Source organism: Brevibacillus sp. HB2.2 (genome assembly GCF_013284275.1).
GTDB classification, from domain to species: domain Bacteria; phylum Bacillota; class Bacilli; order Brevibacillales; family Brevibacillaceae; genus Brevibacillus; species Brevibacillus brevis_D.
In genome coordinates, this window is the sequence record NZ_JABSUV010000039.1 from 25440 (window position 1) to 40105 (window position 14666).

General features: G+C 47.3%; 16 protein-coding genes. 1 reads left to right on the top strand and 15 read right to left on the bottom strand.

Annotated features, from left to right (window positions below; all coding sequences use genetic code 11):
• Positions 1–273 precede the first annotated feature (273 nt).
• From HP401_RS33375 to HP401_RS33420, 10 genes are all read right to left on the bottom strand, one after another.
• Entirely contained in the window at positions 274–489 is a 216-nt protein-coding gene (locus tag HP401_RS33375) for a hypothetical protein (RefSeq protein WP_173606746.1), read from the bottom strand.
• A 132-nt stretch (positions 490–621) separates the two neighbouring features.
• Complete coding sequence (locus HP401_RS33380; RefSeq protein ID WP_309145154.1) at positions 622–1839, bottom strand: site-specific DNA-methyltransferase; 1218 nt, start codon at positions 1837–1839, stop codon at positions 622–624.
• 148 nt (positions 1840–1987) lie between these two features.
• Positions 1988–2527, bottom strand: coding sequence for a hypothetical protein (locus HP401_RS33385; RefSeq protein WP_173606747.1), 540 nt, complete (start codon positions 2525–2527; stop codon positions 1988–1990).
• 46 nt (positions 2528–2573) lie between these two features.
• On the bottom strand, positions 2574–3962 hold the full coding sequence (locus HP401_RS33390) for a DEAD/DEAH box helicase (protein ID WP_173606748.1): 1389 nt from the start codon (positions 3960–3962) through the stop codon (positions 2574–2576).
• Positions 3959–4246 (bottom strand): PDDEXK family nuclease, encoded by a 288-nt coding sequence (locus tag HP401_RS33395; RefSeq protein WP_173606749.1) that lies wholly within the window; start codon positions 4244–4246, stop codon positions 3959–3961. Before HP401_RS33395 ends, HP401_RS33390 begins: the two co-directional genes overlap by 4 nt.
• 282 nt (positions 4247–4528) lie before the next feature.
• Positions 4529–6925 (bottom strand): virulence-associated E family protein, encoded by a 2397-nt coding sequence (locus HP401_RS33400; protein ID WP_173606750.1) that lies wholly within the window; start codon positions 6923–6925, stop codon positions 4529–4531.
• 40 nt (positions 6926–6965) lie between these two features.
• Positions 6966–7322, bottom strand: a complete 357-nt coding sequence (locus tag HP401_RS33405) for a hypothetical protein (protein WP_173606751.1) — start codon at positions 7320–7322, stop codon at positions 6966–6968.
• Positions 7323–7355: 33 nt separating this feature from the next.
• A complete protein-coding gene (locus HP401_RS33410) occupies positions 7356–7556 on the bottom strand; it encodes a hypothetical protein (RefSeq protein WP_173606752.1) in 201 nt (66 codons plus the stop codon).
• A 68-nt stretch (positions 7557–7624) separates the two neighbouring features.
• Positions 7625–8107 (bottom strand): hypothetical protein, encoded by a 483-nt coding sequence (locus HP401_RS33415; protein ID WP_173606753.1) that lies wholly within the window; start codon positions 8105–8107, stop codon positions 7625–7627.
• 11 nt (positions 8108–8118) lie between these two features.
• Positions 8119–8277, bottom strand: a complete 159-nt coding sequence (locus tag HP401_RS33420; protein WP_173606754.1) for a DUF3797 domain-containing protein — start codon at positions 8275–8277, stop codon at positions 8119–8121.
• Positions 8278–8339: 62 nt separating this feature from the next.
• Here HP401_RS33420 and HP401_RS33425 point away from each other — a divergent pair, with 62 nt between their 5' ends.
• Positions 8340–8990 (top strand): hypothetical protein, encoded by a 651-nt coding sequence (locus HP401_RS33425; protein WP_173606755.1) that lies wholly within the window; start codon positions 8340–8342, stop codon positions 8988–8990.
• Between the two features lies 1 nt (position 8991).
• On the opposite strand, the gene HP401_RS33430 is transcribed toward HP401_RS33425, so the two are convergent.
• The 5 genes from HP401_RS33430 to HP401_RS33450 all read right to left on the bottom strand — a co-directional run bounded on the left by HP401_RS33430 (position 8992) and on the right by HP401_RS33450 (position 14665).
• Positions 8992–9831, bottom strand: coding sequence for a DUF3102 domain-containing protein (locus tag HP401_RS33430; RefSeq protein ID WP_173606756.1), 840 nt, complete (start codon positions 9829–9831; stop codon positions 8992–8994).
• Positions 9828–11396 carry a PcfJ domain-containing protein gene (locus HP401_RS33435; RefSeq protein WP_173606757.1) on the bottom strand — a complete coding sequence of 523 codons (1569 nt, stop codon included), beginning with the start codon at positions 11394–11396 and terminating at the stop codon, positions 9828–9830. The genes HP401_RS33430 and HP401_RS33435 overlap by 4 nt, the downstream gene beginning before the upstream one ends.
• Positions 11397–11411: 15 nt before the next feature.
• Positions 11412–11786, bottom strand: coding sequence for a Cas9 inhibitor AcrIIA9 family protein (locus tag HP401_RS33440; protein ID WP_173606758.1), 375 nt, complete (start codon positions 11784–11786; stop codon positions 11412–11414).
• Positions 11787–11882: 96 nt separating this feature from the next.
• Positions 11883–12686: a DUF3310 domain-containing protein gene (locus HP401_RS33445; protein ID WP_254457160.1), complete on the bottom strand. Its 804-nt coding sequence runs from the start codon at positions 12684–12686 to the stop codon at positions 11883–11885.
• 5 nt (positions 12687–12691) lie between these two features.
• On the bottom strand, positions 12692–14665 hold the full coding sequence (locus HP401_RS33450) for a DNA polymerase (protein WP_173606759.1): 1974 nt from the start codon (positions 14663–14665) through the stop codon (positions 12692–12694).
• Position 14666 lies beyond the last annotated feature (1 nt).

Sequence of the window (14666 nt, forward strand, 5' to 3'; positions counted from 1 at the left end):
AGTAAAAAACAAATCGCTTCCTCTTCTTGACCCAATGCAGTTCGGGACAGTAGATGAAGCGATTTTTTCAGTAGTAGCAACGATCAGTGAATAGGAAGTGACTTCAAAATTTTGAGTCTAGCTGGATTTCGGGGCTCGATCGACCCGCATAGAATTAGACTTCCCGGAAGGACCCAAGCCGTCTGAATTGTGTCTAGTTTCAACACAATTCTATTCGATGTATATCTCATTGGTGTCGCACATACTCTTTGGCGATATCCTTGGGCTACCCGATTACTCGCCCTCGATCTGTTTGGAATCAGCCGCTATCGCTTTCTGCAACTCTTGCTCCATCTTCACGAGCCACTGCAAATCTCGCACGGATTTAATGGCAATCTTCCCGCTTTGGTAATCCTTAACCCACTGAGCTATGACCGCATGGATCACCTTTCTATATTTCTGATTCGTGTCAACAAAGTCGATCAACAGTTCGTCTCTTTGCTTTTTCATTGATGCCTCCACAGCTTTCCTTTAATATGGAAAATGAGATAGTGGCTTGAAGAATCCGTGGCCACGGTGTTCCACTATCTCTGCTGGGGTGACCCGGCTTGAGTAGGAGAGTGTTTCTGCACTCTCCTTTTCTTATGCCTTCGTAGCTAATTCACCAGTGAACTGTTCCCATCGTTTTACAATCACATCGCAATATTTAGGGTCAATCTCCATGAGGTAGGCTACTCGTTCGGTTTGCTCAGCTGCAACAAGCGTGGATCCAGAACCACCAAAGAAGTCGACTGCGATGTCTCCTCGCTTGCTGCTGTTCTGCAATGCTCGGGATACCAGGGCAATAGGTTTCATCGTGGGATGCTCTGCATTTCGAACTGGTTTATCGATTTCCCAGACCGTGTCCTGCTTACGGTCGCCGTACCATCGATGTGCAGCCCCCGGTTTCCATCCGTAGAGAATGGGTTCGTGTCTCCAATGGTAATCCTGACGGCCGATAGAAAAACTATTTTTTACCCACACGAGACACTGTTTCAAAAGCCATCCCGATTCTTTCATGGCTGATTTAAAATTTGCACCCTCCGTAGCTGCATAACATACATAGATGGGCGCTCCCTCTTCAGATACGTGAAAGAGGTTTTGATAGACGGACATCAGGAATTCCTTGAACTGGCTGTCTGCCATCTTGTCGTTTTCAATCTTGAGGGCATCCTTCGTTTTACCTGTGTAATCCACGTTGTACGGCGGATCCGTGAATGCCATCGCAGCAAGCTTGCCATCCATAAGCCGTTCGACGTCCGTTTGGTTGGTCGAATCTCCGCACAAAAGGCGATGTCTCCCGAGAATCCAAAGATCGCCTGGTCTTGTGACTGGCTCTTCGATTTTAGAAAGCTCGTCATCGACATCGAAATCATCCTCTTTCACTTCTACATTCTCTGGCTCAAAAGAAAACGGCTCACTTTGGAATAATTCATCCAAGTCAGCCGTATCAAATCCTGTTAGCGAATGGTCGAAGTCAAGCCCTTGCAGGTCAATCATCAAATCGCGCAATTTGGGAAGGTCCCAATCGCCACCTATTTTGTTTAGTGCGATATTAAGCGCCTTTTCCTTTTCTGGCTCCAGTTGGACGACAACTACTTCAATCTCGGTACGGCCCTGCTCGTTCACCAGAATTTTGTACCGTTGATGTCCCCCTACGATGTTCCCTGTGACTTCGTTCCAAATCACCGGCTCTAAATACCCAAACTCCTCGATTGATCTTTTCAGCTTTTCGTATTCGTCTTCACCTGGTTGAAGATCAAGGCGGGGGTTGTAATCGGCTGGCTTAATCATAGAAACAGGTATTTTTCGAATGTTCACGCCTTTTTCCTCCTTGCAAAATGCATGCAAAAAGCCACCCGACACGCCGGATGGCTTACACGTTTCGCTATTCATAATTTATCGATGTTACCATAGTAACACGGTTTCACTGAATGGAAAATGAACACTTTTTGAAACGAAAATGAAATCAGTTAAATTCGATCCCATCTACGCCAAACACTAGAACTGACAAGGTATTCACCGCATTTTTCACGTCATTGTAAACCGTTCTAGGCTCAATTTTGTGAAATTCTGCGAGCTCCTCAACCGTTTGTTTCTTCTCTGAAATGTACATCTCGTAGATGATGTGGTATCGACGTAAATCCTCTTGCTGACCTGAGGTTTCACACATTGCCTGATAAACACCGATCATTTTCTGAACGAATTTCACCATGACAATCGTTCGTTGCCTGCTACGCTTGATGGACTCCAACGCTAACCTATTGGTGTACAGGCTCTCCATGGCATCAGCATAGTCCATCGCCGTAACCTTTTCCCTTGCGCCTTCCACATGGCTCACAAATGACCGATAATGTTTCAACAGCAATTTTGTATTGCGGAGTCGCCAGTCCCGTTTTTCCTTCTGCTGCCTTTGTTTCTCTTTCTCCTGATAATCCCGCACCACTTGTAATGCTGTGCGTGTAATCTCTTCGATCATTTCAGGGCTAAGTGCTTGTTTTTCTGCCATGCTTGTTCACCCTCTCTGTTGAAATTCCCAAGCGCTTGGGATTTTGCTAGGCGCTCACTCTATCGATCCTTGCTTTTAGTGCGTCCATTAGCCGATCCTGTATACTGCCTTTTGCTTGTAAGGCCGCAATAACATCCTCGTCGACACCGCCTTCGACAGCCAGATGGTGGATAAACACCTTTTCAGTCTGGCCCTGGCGATGAAGTCGTTTGTTCGCCTGCAGGTACAACTCCAAGGACCAATTCAGACCGAACCAGATAATGTGATTTCCGCCTTGTTGCAAGTTCAACCCATATGCAGCGCTTGCTGGGTGTGCAAGTAGAATGTCTACCTGACGGTTATTCCAGTCATTCTCGTCATTTGGTCCTTTCAGTTCTCGTACTCTCAATCCTGATCCGGTCAATGCCTTTTTGATTCGTGCCAGATCGTGTTGGAAGTTGTAATACACTAAAGCAGGTTTCCCGTTTAACCCCTCGACCATTTCCATGAAAACTTCAATCTTGCATTTGTGGACTTCGAAAACATTCCGGTCTTCGTCATAGATAGCCCCGTTGCATAATTGCAACAGCTTATTTGTCAAGACTGCGGCCGAACCTGCATCGATAACCTTCTTTTCTCCCTCGATGCTTTCAAGCAGTTCGAGAATTTTTTTCTTCTCAAGCTCTTTATAGGCAGCCTGCGCTTTTTGGTCCAGAATAACCGGTACGATATTGATAATGCAGTCGGGCAGTTCCAGATAGTCCTCTGCTTTCATACTCACGCAAATATCGCTGATTTGCTGTCTAATGATTTCATCTGCGCCTGGTTTCGGCGCATAACTGTGGATTCGATCTCTGTCGCGCTGATCGGGTTCGAAATAACGTTCGCGGAAGCCGTTGTATTCCGGTCCGAGTCTCTTCCCTTCATCCAGAAGAAAGATTTGCGCCCATAAATCAAGCAATCCGTTAGGCGCTGGTGTGCCTGTCAATCCGACGATGCGGCGGATGTGTTTCCGTACCCATGTCAGCGACTTGAAGCGCTTGGCTTTAGGGTTCTTGAAGCTGCTGAACTCGTCCACCACGACCATATCGAACGGCCAAGCGTTGCGGTAATACTCCACCAGCCATTGCACGTTTTCACGATTGATCACGTAAATATCCGCAGGCGTATTCAGTGCTCTGACCCTTTTCTGCAAAGAGCCCAGAACAGGTACAACTCTCAAAAGTTTAAGATGATCCCACTTATGCGCTTCCCTGCTCCATGTTCCCTCTGCTACTTTTTTCGGTGCAATCACCAATACTTTTCCTACCGCAAAGCGGTTGTATTTAAGATCGTTTACAGCCGTAAGAGTGATAACGGTCTTACCGAGTCCCATATCAAGTAGCAGCCCGAGTGCCTCATCCGTCAAAAGACGATTTATGCAGTATCTCTGATAGGAGTGTGGGACGTATTTCACGAGGCACTCACTCCGTGCTTTCGGATAAACTCATCGACTCCTTTTTTGCTGTCAATTACTTCGACGGTGAATCCTAGTTTTCTCAGCTTATCGCCCTGCACGGTCTGCAAAGGAGTCGGTTTTTTACCTGGTGCTTTCAACTCTACGAAATAGGCGCGCTCTTTGGGAAACAGTACCAGTCGGTCTGGCACACCCGCGTTTCCCGGCGAAACGAATTTATAAGCCCGTCCTCCTGCAGCCTTCACCTGTTCACGTAAATACTTCTCAATGGCACTTTCCCTCATGTTCAAACCTCCGTTCAATTTCACGTTGTAAACTTTCGGCACGTTTTTCCCTTATATTTATATAATTAGGCGCGTTAGGCGGTTTAGGCATACACATATACCCTCTAATCTCTCTATTTCTTATTTATATAGATTAGAAAGTTTACAAGGTTTACAAGTAGGGGAAATCCCTTTAGTGGCGTGGCCTCGGGTTGTAAACTTTCCTGTAAACTTTCTCTGTTTGGAAGGTTTACAACGTTTACAGAGAAAGTTTACAAAATCGAGTAAGTTTACAGAGAAAGTTTACAACTTTACAAAGCCTTTCTGGATTCCGTATGGCCCAAAACGCGCCGTACTGTTATGCCGTTTCCACCCCGGTATAGAAGCCAATATCCCGTTGATTTCCATGGTGTCTGATCGCCTCATAAACTTGATATCGCCTCCCAAGCATTCGCTCCAAACCTCAGCGGCGCATACCCGATCCCGTTCCACAGTGCCTTCCTCGCTCCGGCCAAACTCCCCGGACCAATAAAGTCTCCGTTCACCCAAAGACCGTTTATCCCAGCCAATCGGCACCCGCCGTTCCACGAATTCGCGTATGATGCCTTCCTTTGCATTACTCTCCTGATGGGCCTCTTGCTGCTGTTTTGCCTCTGCTTCCGCCTGTCCTGTGAGATACAGGGCTTCTCCCATTTGCCAATATGCAAAGGCTTCTGCGTAAATCTGTGGGACTTCATCCTCCAGATGGACGAAAACGCTTTTTGTCACCGGCTGCACGCCGACATCCACTGGCCAAAATCGTCTGTTCCCGGTTTTATCCTTTAAAAACTCGCTGTCGTTGGTTGTTCCGAAAAACACACACTGCCGAGGAAACGCCTTTGTACGACGGCCAAACGGCTCCCTATAAATGTCCTCTGTCCGACTCAGGAACTGCTTAACGGCATTCGATTCAGATTTTGACATCCCCGTCAGCTCGCCGATCTCGTTGATCCAGATACCTTGTATCATTTCAGACGCCTCTTTCCCCTCAAACGTCTGTAGGCTATCGGAATACCATTTCCTACCCAGCAAGCGCAAAAACGTGCTCTTACCTAACCCCTGCGGTCCCGCTAGAATCGGCATTTGGTCATACTTACATCCTGGATTCATCGCACGGGCTACTGCAGCCACCAACGATTTTCTGGAGACTGCTCGGGTGTATACCGAGTCTGCTGCTCCAAGATAGTCGCTCAACAGCATGTCCAACCGCTTCACGCCGTCCCATTTTAGGCTCACAAGCCAATCCCGCACCTCATTAAATGTGTGCCTGTGGGCGTACAAGGCGACTGCATCAAAGATCCTCTCTTTACCTGTTATGCCGTATGTGCGCTCGAGGTAGTGCCGCATCCCGGCGTCGTCCACATCGGACCAGCCGCGCCGCTCTGTGCTACTGTTCCACGGTAACGGCCCCAGCACGGCTCCCCTGTTGGCGAATTCATCGAAAGCAAGCTTGCCCTTTAACAGTGGATCATGCTCCATGATGATCAACACATTATCAGTCGTCTTCGCTGGCATCCCTGTTGTCGCACTCACCTGCAGCTTACTAATCCAGTTGGCCGTCTCCTCTTCTGTTGCTGGAAGAGTGCCAAAGTCCTGCACTGCCTTCTCATAACGTTCTTGATTTAACAGCGTGGCCACGCCTGCATCCTGTAAAGCATAGCCACACATGGCCGTGAAAGACGGGAGCCGATTCGTTGGAGTGCCCGGCGCTGCATCATCGTCCATTTCACCAAACTTGTGAAGCCGAACCAGGTCAAACGCGTTAACGAGCCTACCACCTATCGGGTCTGTTGCGTGGTGACTGTACAAGAAAGCGCCGTCGTCATAAACGATCGCTCCGCCTGTCGTGCTACCGCCCGAAAAGGTAAGGCGTCCGGATCCGTCGTCTGTCTCTATGTACACACCCGGCAAAAAAGTTGCCATGGCACGATACACGTCGTATTGTCGGCAGAAGGCACCAACGACACCTTGCTTTTCGGTCGGGTCGCCCTGCTTTGCCGCCATACGAATGTGAGCCTGCTGCGCTCCTGGAACTTGTGGCCATTCATTTACGTTACGCCAGTCTGTGTATGTCGCAAGCAGCCCATCAGCGTCGAGGAAAGGCTTGTCCGCATAGTGAGAGATAAACTGACTATCTGCTGAACAGCTCGGCCAGTACATGAGCCGGACTGCTTGGAACGTCGTCGGGTCGCACAGCTCTATTCCGATGATGGAGCCAAGTCTACGCGCAAGCGGTTCATATTCATCTGCCGATACCGTCCGGTTGAATGGAGCAAGTACGCGGAGTCGCGGCCTAGCCTCTTCGTGCTTTCGCGTGGAGTACACTGTATAGGCACACCCCAAGGCTTCCAGACGGCGCAAGGTTTCTGCTGTGCCGCCAGCAGGGATATTGTCAAGGTCAAGCGTAATAATGTCCCTGCTGGTTACAGCGTTTGCTTTACGGCGATTACCTGCAAGTGTTCCTGCTACAAAGCCGCCGACGTCCTTGAGGTCATCCTGTTTGCCCTTTGACAGCTGCAGATATTCGGCAAGCGTTTCGGTGCCGCGGACCGCAACTCGCAGTCGCTCCACCAGCTCTGACCAGTAAATTTGTTGCGCTGGCCAGTGCGTCGCCTTGCGGCTGCCAGCGGAGGAAATGGTAAGTTGTCGGTCGTAAAACATGGCAGCCATCCTTTCAATAGGTGAATTACTAGGGACAGTGTTAAGCCCTTTTCAGTATCTCGACTTCTAATGCAAGTCTCTCAGCCTCTTTTTCCAACTGCTGAGCCCGTTCAATTACAGATAAAACTAGCAATTTATCATCGTACCAAATACTCAATTTTGAAACTAAATCGTGTGCTTTACGGTATTTATCCTCATTCGTTTCTCCATCACTCTCGCTGCTATTCAATTTCATTTCCATTTCCACTATTTGCTTTTCAAACTTAGTGATCTCACTGCATACCGCGAACATCACCTGCGTATTTGGATGTCCTTCATTTTCTGCAAAGTCTCTCAGTTCAGCTACAATCTCTTTATTCCCCGCGATTGCATCAATAAGAAGCTGCTTCCTATCCATGATTCGCGCCTCCTTTACAAATCGATTGTTTTGTTAAAATGCCCGTTGGATCTCTTTCTTGATGTCACCACTATGTGTATTGTCAATTGTCAGCAGTTTGTTGTAGGCAAGTGCGCGATCTAACAAAACGGTTCTTGCTAATTTCGTTTTAGTAGGATTGTTGGCTTCTGATTCTGCCCATTCAGCGTACTGCCGTATTACTACTTTTTGTTGATTTGTTAGGTTGAGTTTCACAGCTTCTTCACCTACTCAAGATTGAATTTAAGGCTGACAATTTAACAAATCGTGTGGTTTGTCAATGATCACTCAGCAAACACATTTCTTCTGCCTCTCTGATAATCAGCGAGTGGGTCCGCCACTTTTCTGCCCCATGTCCACCCTCTGCCATTAAGAGAGTCTTTCATTTGCCTGAGTTCTACCTTGTAGCAGGTATCCTTTGGTAGCAGAGATAGCCATTGCGTTTCATCTAACTCCTCCAGGAGTACGACAAACTTCTTTTGCCATTCAACAGGCATGGATTGGAGAATACTTCGCGGTATCGTCAGGTATTGCGCATACGTAAGCTCGAACCATTCATGGATATCCCTTTCCCTCTTTTCCTCGTGCCCAAGATCCAGGTCGCCCGATAAACTCAGGCGTTCAAACAGTTCGTTAAATTCATCGATCGAATCTGGATGTATCTCGTGGTTTGCCGCTCTATATCGTTCTATTGCTGCTGTGAGTTCTTGCAATCGATGCTGATCCCAAATGTAGCGCGGCATAATCCCCAATGGCGGCTTTTCCATTCCGTCTCCCCCTATTCCTTGACCTCAATGCTCCAGCCACATTTGCAAGTGCGCTTGAAAGTATCATCGTTAATATCAAGAGTCCCTTCGCCGTTTCCCACGACCTCGCTCCCGCATTCCGCGCATTTTGAATACTTCTTCATCAACTGGACAGCCTTCCATGCGTTCACACTAATCGACCCTTCCATATTTTGATATAATTTCTTCATCTAACTTTTAGGAGGGGTTGTTCTTGAATTTTCCATTAGATCGAACAACACATTGGTTAATCAATTTCGAGATTCAGAAATTACAAGACTACGTGACTCGTATAGAATCTTTTCTACAATCAGAGTTGTCAGAGTTGGAACAAGCCATAGACCTAGTAGATAAGGAAGATGATTTATGGGACTTCTACTATGGCAAGATTTATGTAATGTCAGAAGAATTCCCAACGGTCCTGAGATACTCCGTATTCACCCAAGCCTATTCACTTTTAGAACATACTTTGTTGAGATACTGCAAATTAGCAGAGAGTGAATTAGAATTAACCATCTCCCATAAAGATTTGGCCGGAAACGGCATAGAGAAGTTCCAGAAATATTTGAAGAAAGTCGCAAATATCTCCTTTCCCGATAACACTGAATCATGGAATGCGATTAAAGGTTACAACATTATTAGGAATTGCATCGCTCACACTCTAGGTGAGGTTGATGAGATGAGGAAAGCACAAGAGATAACGAGTGTGTTATCTAAAATGAAATATATCGAACTGGATCATTCCAAAATATATTTGGGTGAACGTTTCTGTGACGATGTTTTAAGAAATATTTCAGACTTCCTAGATCGCCTTGAAGAAAACTACAAAGAACGAATAATGCTTTTAGAAGCTTCTCCAAGGTAATTCATATCACGTCTTCCATCTTCCCGATCAGCCTAAGCACCGCGCCTTTGTACTTTTCGTACGTTTCAGGATCGGCTGTCTTAATCTTTGCCAGTGTAGCCAGCAGATCGCGGAAGTGCGCCCCGAGTCCTTCGAACTGAACCTTAAACTTTGTCAGCGTCTCGTTACTAGGCTGAGCTGCCAACGTCCGAAGCTCAGCCAGTTCTTTTTCAACGTTTGGCGGTATCACCTCAACGACGGCAGGCACGTCGATGGGTTTCGCTTTCAGATCCTTTTCTAGTTTCTTCACTTTTTCTTGCGCCTCGGCAAGCGCATCTTGCAGCTTTTGCGCTTCCTCTGCATCGCCCAGGATCTTCGCGTCAGCTAATTCCGTCTGTAACTTCGCAACTTGTTCCGCAAGAGCCTCACGCTCTTTGCGATCCTTCTCCGCCGCCTGCTGGATCTTTTTTAGCTCCTTCTCAAGCTGCTTCTTTTCCTTGATTGTTTGCTGCAACTCTCGAGCCGACATATTATCAACGTCATTCTCCTGTGCGAACTGTTCACGTTCGTCAGCCGGTACTCCTAGCAAAGCCAGCGCCTTTGTATAGGTCAAATTCTCAATCGCTTGGAAATTTGACCCGTATTCCTCCGCGATCCGCATGAAGTTGTTAGCTGTTGATTGACTGTAATGGACATTGGCATCTAACCAAGGCCCCCATTCTCCATGAGCCACAAGCTCCTTGGCCTCATTCAGACGATTACCGATCTCAATGGCGCTACGTAGGACGATTTCTCGGGTCTGTGCATCGATGCTACGAATCTCAGCCGCAATAACTTCTGCACTTCTTACCAGTTCACTCATACCGCTACCTCCTGCCTTTGATTGATTGCCGTTACTTCAATGCGTGTCTGCTTTTTCGGTTTCTTTTCAAGCCGAGCTTCACGGAACACTTCAACGAATCGCTCTACTTCTTCGGTCATCCCGCAGTTCTTCAATCCCCGACACTGAACGATTTTCCCATTCTGTATTTCCATCGTGTAAAACGGTGTGTCACGGGATTCAGATTGCCGTATGACCAGAATGTCGCACCTACCATCAGCGTAACGGTCGGCATATGTTCCAACACAATGCTGTAGTTTTTTACCCTCTTCTATTAGCTCTTTAGAATCAGTGGCCGCTCTTATAACAAAACCCATAGATTCGAAATGGTATTTTGCGAGAGTCTCACGTCTAAGCTGAATCTTCCTTGTAAGCTCCTCGTCCTCTTTTATCTTCACTTGTTTAATTGTATTTTGATGCGCCTGATGCAGATTAGACGGGAAGAGAACACTGTCGTTTTTCAGGTCCATCCCGAGACGACCGCAATCACTCACATAGTCCTTCCAAGTTATTAGGATGTCACGGACCCTAGCTGGTCGCTTTGCCTTTTTTTCCTTTTCAATTTGCCGATTAACATAGCCGTGTGCTCGGCGAATTGTTGTATGCTTCAACATTTTCTTGAATTCTTCAAAGTATTCATCGTATTTAACGGCAAGCTCATTCAACTCAGGGATAGCGAGGTCTGATCTTTCTTTGCAAGCAATCTGGAACAACCGAAGTGTTAGAGGATGCAGGCTTGTCCCACTAATCGAAGCTATGATTTCTTTCGACCTCTGCTTATTCAATTTGAGGACCTGATCTATTCCCTTACCCCTCCAATTGATTGCTCCATAAGTTTTAGCGCCGTACAACTTGGCTGTTACAAAGTACCGCATCTTCAATTTGGTAAGGTATTCGATGCATGGATATGAGGAATAGAGAGCAAAGAAGTTAACCATATCCGTGTCACGGTATTGCTCCCACGTGCTGTACTGAAAAGGAGTACCGACAACGGCCTTCTCAATGCTTGTAAAGGAGCACCAGTCATTGGCATGTTGTGAATTACTGAATATGGATTTTACTTTGTCCTCTTTACGCCATGCTCCGTTGTAGAACGACTGCCAAAACATCTGACTGTTGCCCATTTGGAAAACGTACATAACATGAGGGATGTACTTAGTTTCTACAGAAAGATAATCCTTCGAATAATCCCTTTGAACGCTGAATCCACGCGCTATTATGACCTGAGGGTCCAAGACTGATTTTTCGTAATACACGACATATGCACGATCTATCAAATATTTACGCCCCTTACCGCTTGCTTTCACTGTGCAGTACGATTCACATATTGGGCATGTAGCTTTGTCGTTATGCTTTAGCGCGACCGACGGAAAATTCTTTTTGCAGTGAGTGCAGTGTCCAAATTGCACACCAGCTGCCCTTCGGGTGAAGATGTACCTACTATCGAGCAAAACGTTGTTCGTAACGTAATCAACAATTTCAGGACTGTAATCGGAAGGGAAATGCTGACTAAACTCAAGAAACTCCTGGCTTTGCTTTTTTCCCATGACAGCACCCCCTCCTTACAGAAAATCTTCCAAGTTGATTTCGAAGTCTGATGCATCTGTTGGCTGTTCGATTCGTTTTGGAGCCTGGACTGGTGCAGCTGGAGCAGGAGTTGATGCAATCGCTCCTTTAATGCCGAAATACTTGAACACAATTGCGAATCCCTCGGCGTCAGTTAACATTGCCATGCCGTTTTGCTGATTTTTCTTCGCCTCGGCCTTCATTGCTTCCAAACTTTTTGCAATCGTTTTGTCTCCAGTCATTACATTCTCTGCCTGTTCCGGGTTAGCTTCTAGGTGCTGAATCAGAAAATCACCGATCACTTTGATATACGGTTTTTTCTTCTCGCTTTCTATTTCAGCCTTTAATTTCGAAATCGCATCTGATAGCATAGATACAAGCCTCCTAAGTTTCTCGGTATCTACCAGGAATGCTGTTGCAGCAGACATTCCTGGACCACATCTTCCCTCAGATTGACGTATCCGCCTCTAACGCATTGTTTCCTCAGTTACTGGATGGAGACGCTCTTTTTCGAGCACAAATTCCAAATATCTGGCAGCCTTACGTAGGTCCTCTTCGCCACCTTTGAGACTTGCACGAGTAACGTATTTGAGCACGTTTCCCTTGCAGAAGCCAACGAACTCATCTTTGGTCAGCTTGGCACGAATGATATCGATTGTCTCAATGCCTCCGGTGGTATAGTGCGCCGGGTGGTTTACAGGATCATCCTGCTGCCCTTGTTCTACGGCCTGATCAATCGTGCTTAGGAGCATCTCGCGATCCGCGCTCAATTCATCAATTACTTTTTGTTTTTCATCCAATTCTTTTAGAAGCCGAGCATTTTCTGAGCGCTCCCCGTGCAGCTCCGAAATGTAGTCCTGGATCTCCTTTTCCATAGTGGCAATTTGGTTTTGCAATTTGGCGGTCAGCGCTTCTGGCGGACTCGTACCAACCACATTGTCTGCCGCCTCTTGTTTTTGAGGTGTAATCAAATCCATTGCCCGTTCCTCTGCATCTTTTTCTTTAAGGCCCCATTCCGAAAGCAGAGCATAGAACTTCGTCGGGTTACTAGGAAAATAGTTGCGCTGGATGTGTGTCCGAGACATCCCATCCAAACGGGACTGTAAATACTTTTCTCGTGTTAACATGGAGTGAAACCCCTCTCTTTTCCAGTTTTCGATTTCTTCTGGCGTTAATTGATACGAGATAACCGGTCCATTGCCGGATGATTTTAATTCGACTTCCCTTTTGGGGATTGGCGTTCCCGCCCTTTTAGCTCGATAAGCTGCCATCTACATCAGTCCTTCATGTAGAATTCCGTCACAAACCCTTCTGCGCGGAGCGGTAAGCCTGGCGCCCACTTGATCGGCTGCCCCATGATTGTCGTAATCGTATCGATGTCTGCAATTTCCAAGGGAACATCCAGAACTGCCTCGTCGTGAATGTGCATTACTGTTTGATAGCCGCAAGCATCCAGACGAGCAAGACTTTCCGCTAAACAATCCCTTGCGATCGCCTGCGTGACATTCTCCACAAGCTTACCCCCATACGTCGGCACGACTTCCCATTTGCGCGTTTTCTGGTTAACCCCGTGATAATACAGGGCTTCCTTTCCGAAATCGTTATTCGATAGAAACGGTCTGGCGTAAAACAATCTCCGACCACTCGGCAGCGTGATAATGAGAAAATCCTGTTGGTTGAAGGAGTCAATTTCTCGTGTAAGAATCAATCCCCTGATACCGACTGGTTGCCCCGTTCGCATGACTTCTAATGCAGCATTTTCTAAGCCGTACCACAGGTCCACAATTCGCTTGTTCGATCCTCGCCACCGTCGTACGATATCCGGTAGCTCCTCTTCCGTAAGCCCCTTCTCCAAGGCTCCCATCGATATCAACGCTCCAGCCCCGCCTTGATACCCAAGAGCCAATTCTGCAACCTTGCCTGTCTGTCGCAGCTCATATTCTGGATTTCCCTTTGTGATAAGCTCAAGAGGGACGCCGAACATTTGGGAAGCAGATGCTTCATAAATCTTGCCGTGCGTAGAAAACACTTCTAGTCTCCATTGCTCGCCCGACAACCAAGAGAGAACTCGTGCTTCGATTGCATTGAAGTCAGATACCAGCAAGACATTCCCTACGGACGGAATAAACGCCGTGCGGATCAGTTGGGAAAGTGTGTCCGGAACGTTACCGTAAATGAGTTTCAGAGCATCCACTTTCTTCGTTTTGACACATTCGCGTGCATGATACAGGGTATCAAGGTAGTTACGAGGGAGGTTCTGGACCTGTACTAAACGGCCAGCCCACCGACCTGTTCTATTTGCTCCGTAGAACTGCAGGAGCCCTCTGATACGTCCGTCTACACAAACAGCCTCTCTCATTGCCTGGTATTTTTTGACCGATGTTTTTGAAAGCTCTTGCCGGATCTCTAGGACTCGTTTTGCCTTTCCCTCGTCGATCTTGTCGATCAGCTTGCTGACGGTCCCTTTCTGGAGGTTGTCCACTTCTTCCCCGATCTCTTCCGTTAGCCAGGTCATGAGCTGCTTAACGCTTTTCGGGTTATCCAGTCCAGACAACCGAATTGCCTCGGTCATCAGTTCACCACTTACCAGCTCGTAACAATGGAGCGATCCTTCCACCACACCCATGTCAACAGCAACACCGTGAGCATTGATACGCTGGTCAAGCTCCCACAGCTTTTGCTCCTGAACAGGGACCGGAAAAGCCGATAGCCGTCGATCTACTTCCATTTCGGTAACAACGTCCTGAATGCAGTATTCTTTAAACAACCGCCATTTGTCAGGCTCATGGTGCGGAAGCGTTCGCGTGCGTTGGCCGTTTGCTTTTGACGGCTTTGTTGGTGTACAAAACAGCTTGATCAGTGCATTACCGATGCCCATTTTACGTTTATCCTCTGGAAGTCCAAGCGCTACTGCCGTTGCCGCAAGACCGGCAGTGTACCCGCAATACAGTCCGTGAAGTTGCGTGCAGCGCCATTGTTCCAGCGGCGAGTTAAAAACTCTGTTCAGGCAATACCACTCGAACGGCGCATTGTAGGCGTGCTTAATTACATTTGGATCAGCAAGAGCGAAGACAACCTCTACAGGTATTTGCTCGCCTTGAGCCAGGTCTATGATTCGCACTGGACCTCCGTCCCAAGAGTAAGCAAATAAGAGGATTTGAAAATCGGGGGACTGCACGTATTTGTACAGTCCCGCCTTTTTGATGTTGACGCTCGAAAACGTCTCAATGTCGATTGATAGATGCCGCATG

Excerpts from the sequence above, each read along its gene's own strand:
- HP401_RS33395 (WP_173606749.1), bottom strand. The coding sequence starts at position 4,246 with ATGAGGGAAAGTGCCATTGAGAAGTATTTACGTGAACAGGTGAAGGCT.
- HP401_RS33435 (WP_173606757.1), bottom strand. The coding sequence starts at position 11,396 with ATGGGAAAAAAGCAAAGCCAGGAGTTTCTTGAGTTTAGTCAGCATTTC.
- HP401_RS33445 (WP_254457160.1), bottom strand. The coding sequence starts at position 12,686 with ATGGCAGCTTATCGAGCTAAAAGGGCGGGAACGCCAATCCCCAAAAGG.
- HP401_RS33415 (WP_173606753.1), bottom strand. The coding sequence starts at position 8,107 with ATGGAAAAGCCGCCATTGGGGATTATGCCGCGCTACATTTGGGATCAG.
- HP401_RS33400 (WP_173606750.1), bottom strand. The coding sequence starts at position 6,925 with ATGTTTTACGACCGACAACTTACCATTTCCTCCGCTGGCAGCCGCAAG.
- HP401_RS33430 (WP_173606756.1), bottom strand. The coding sequence starts at position 9,831 with ATGAGTGAACTGGTAAGAAGTGCAGAAGTTATTGCGGCTGAGATTCGT.
- HP401_RS33450 (WP_173606759.1), bottom strand. The coding sequence starts at position 14,665 with ATGCGGCATCTATCAATCGACATTGAGACGTTTTCGAGCGTCAACATC.
- HP401_RS33440 (WP_173606758.1), bottom strand. The coding sequence starts at position 11,786 with ATGCTATCAGATGCGATTTCGAAATTAAAGGCTGAAATAGAAAGCGAG.
- HP401_RS33375 (WP_173606746.1), bottom strand. The coding sequence starts at position 489 with ATGAAAAAGCAAAGAGACGAACTGTTGATCGACTTTGTTGACACGAAT.
- HP401_RS33385 (WP_173606747.1), bottom strand. The coding sequence starts at position 2,527 with ATGGCAGAAAAACAAGCACTTAGCCCTGAAATGATCGAAGAGATTACA.
- HP401_RS33405 (WP_173606751.1), bottom strand. The coding sequence starts at position 7,322 with ATGGATAGGAAGCAGCTTCTTATTGATGCAATCGCGGGGAATAAAGAG.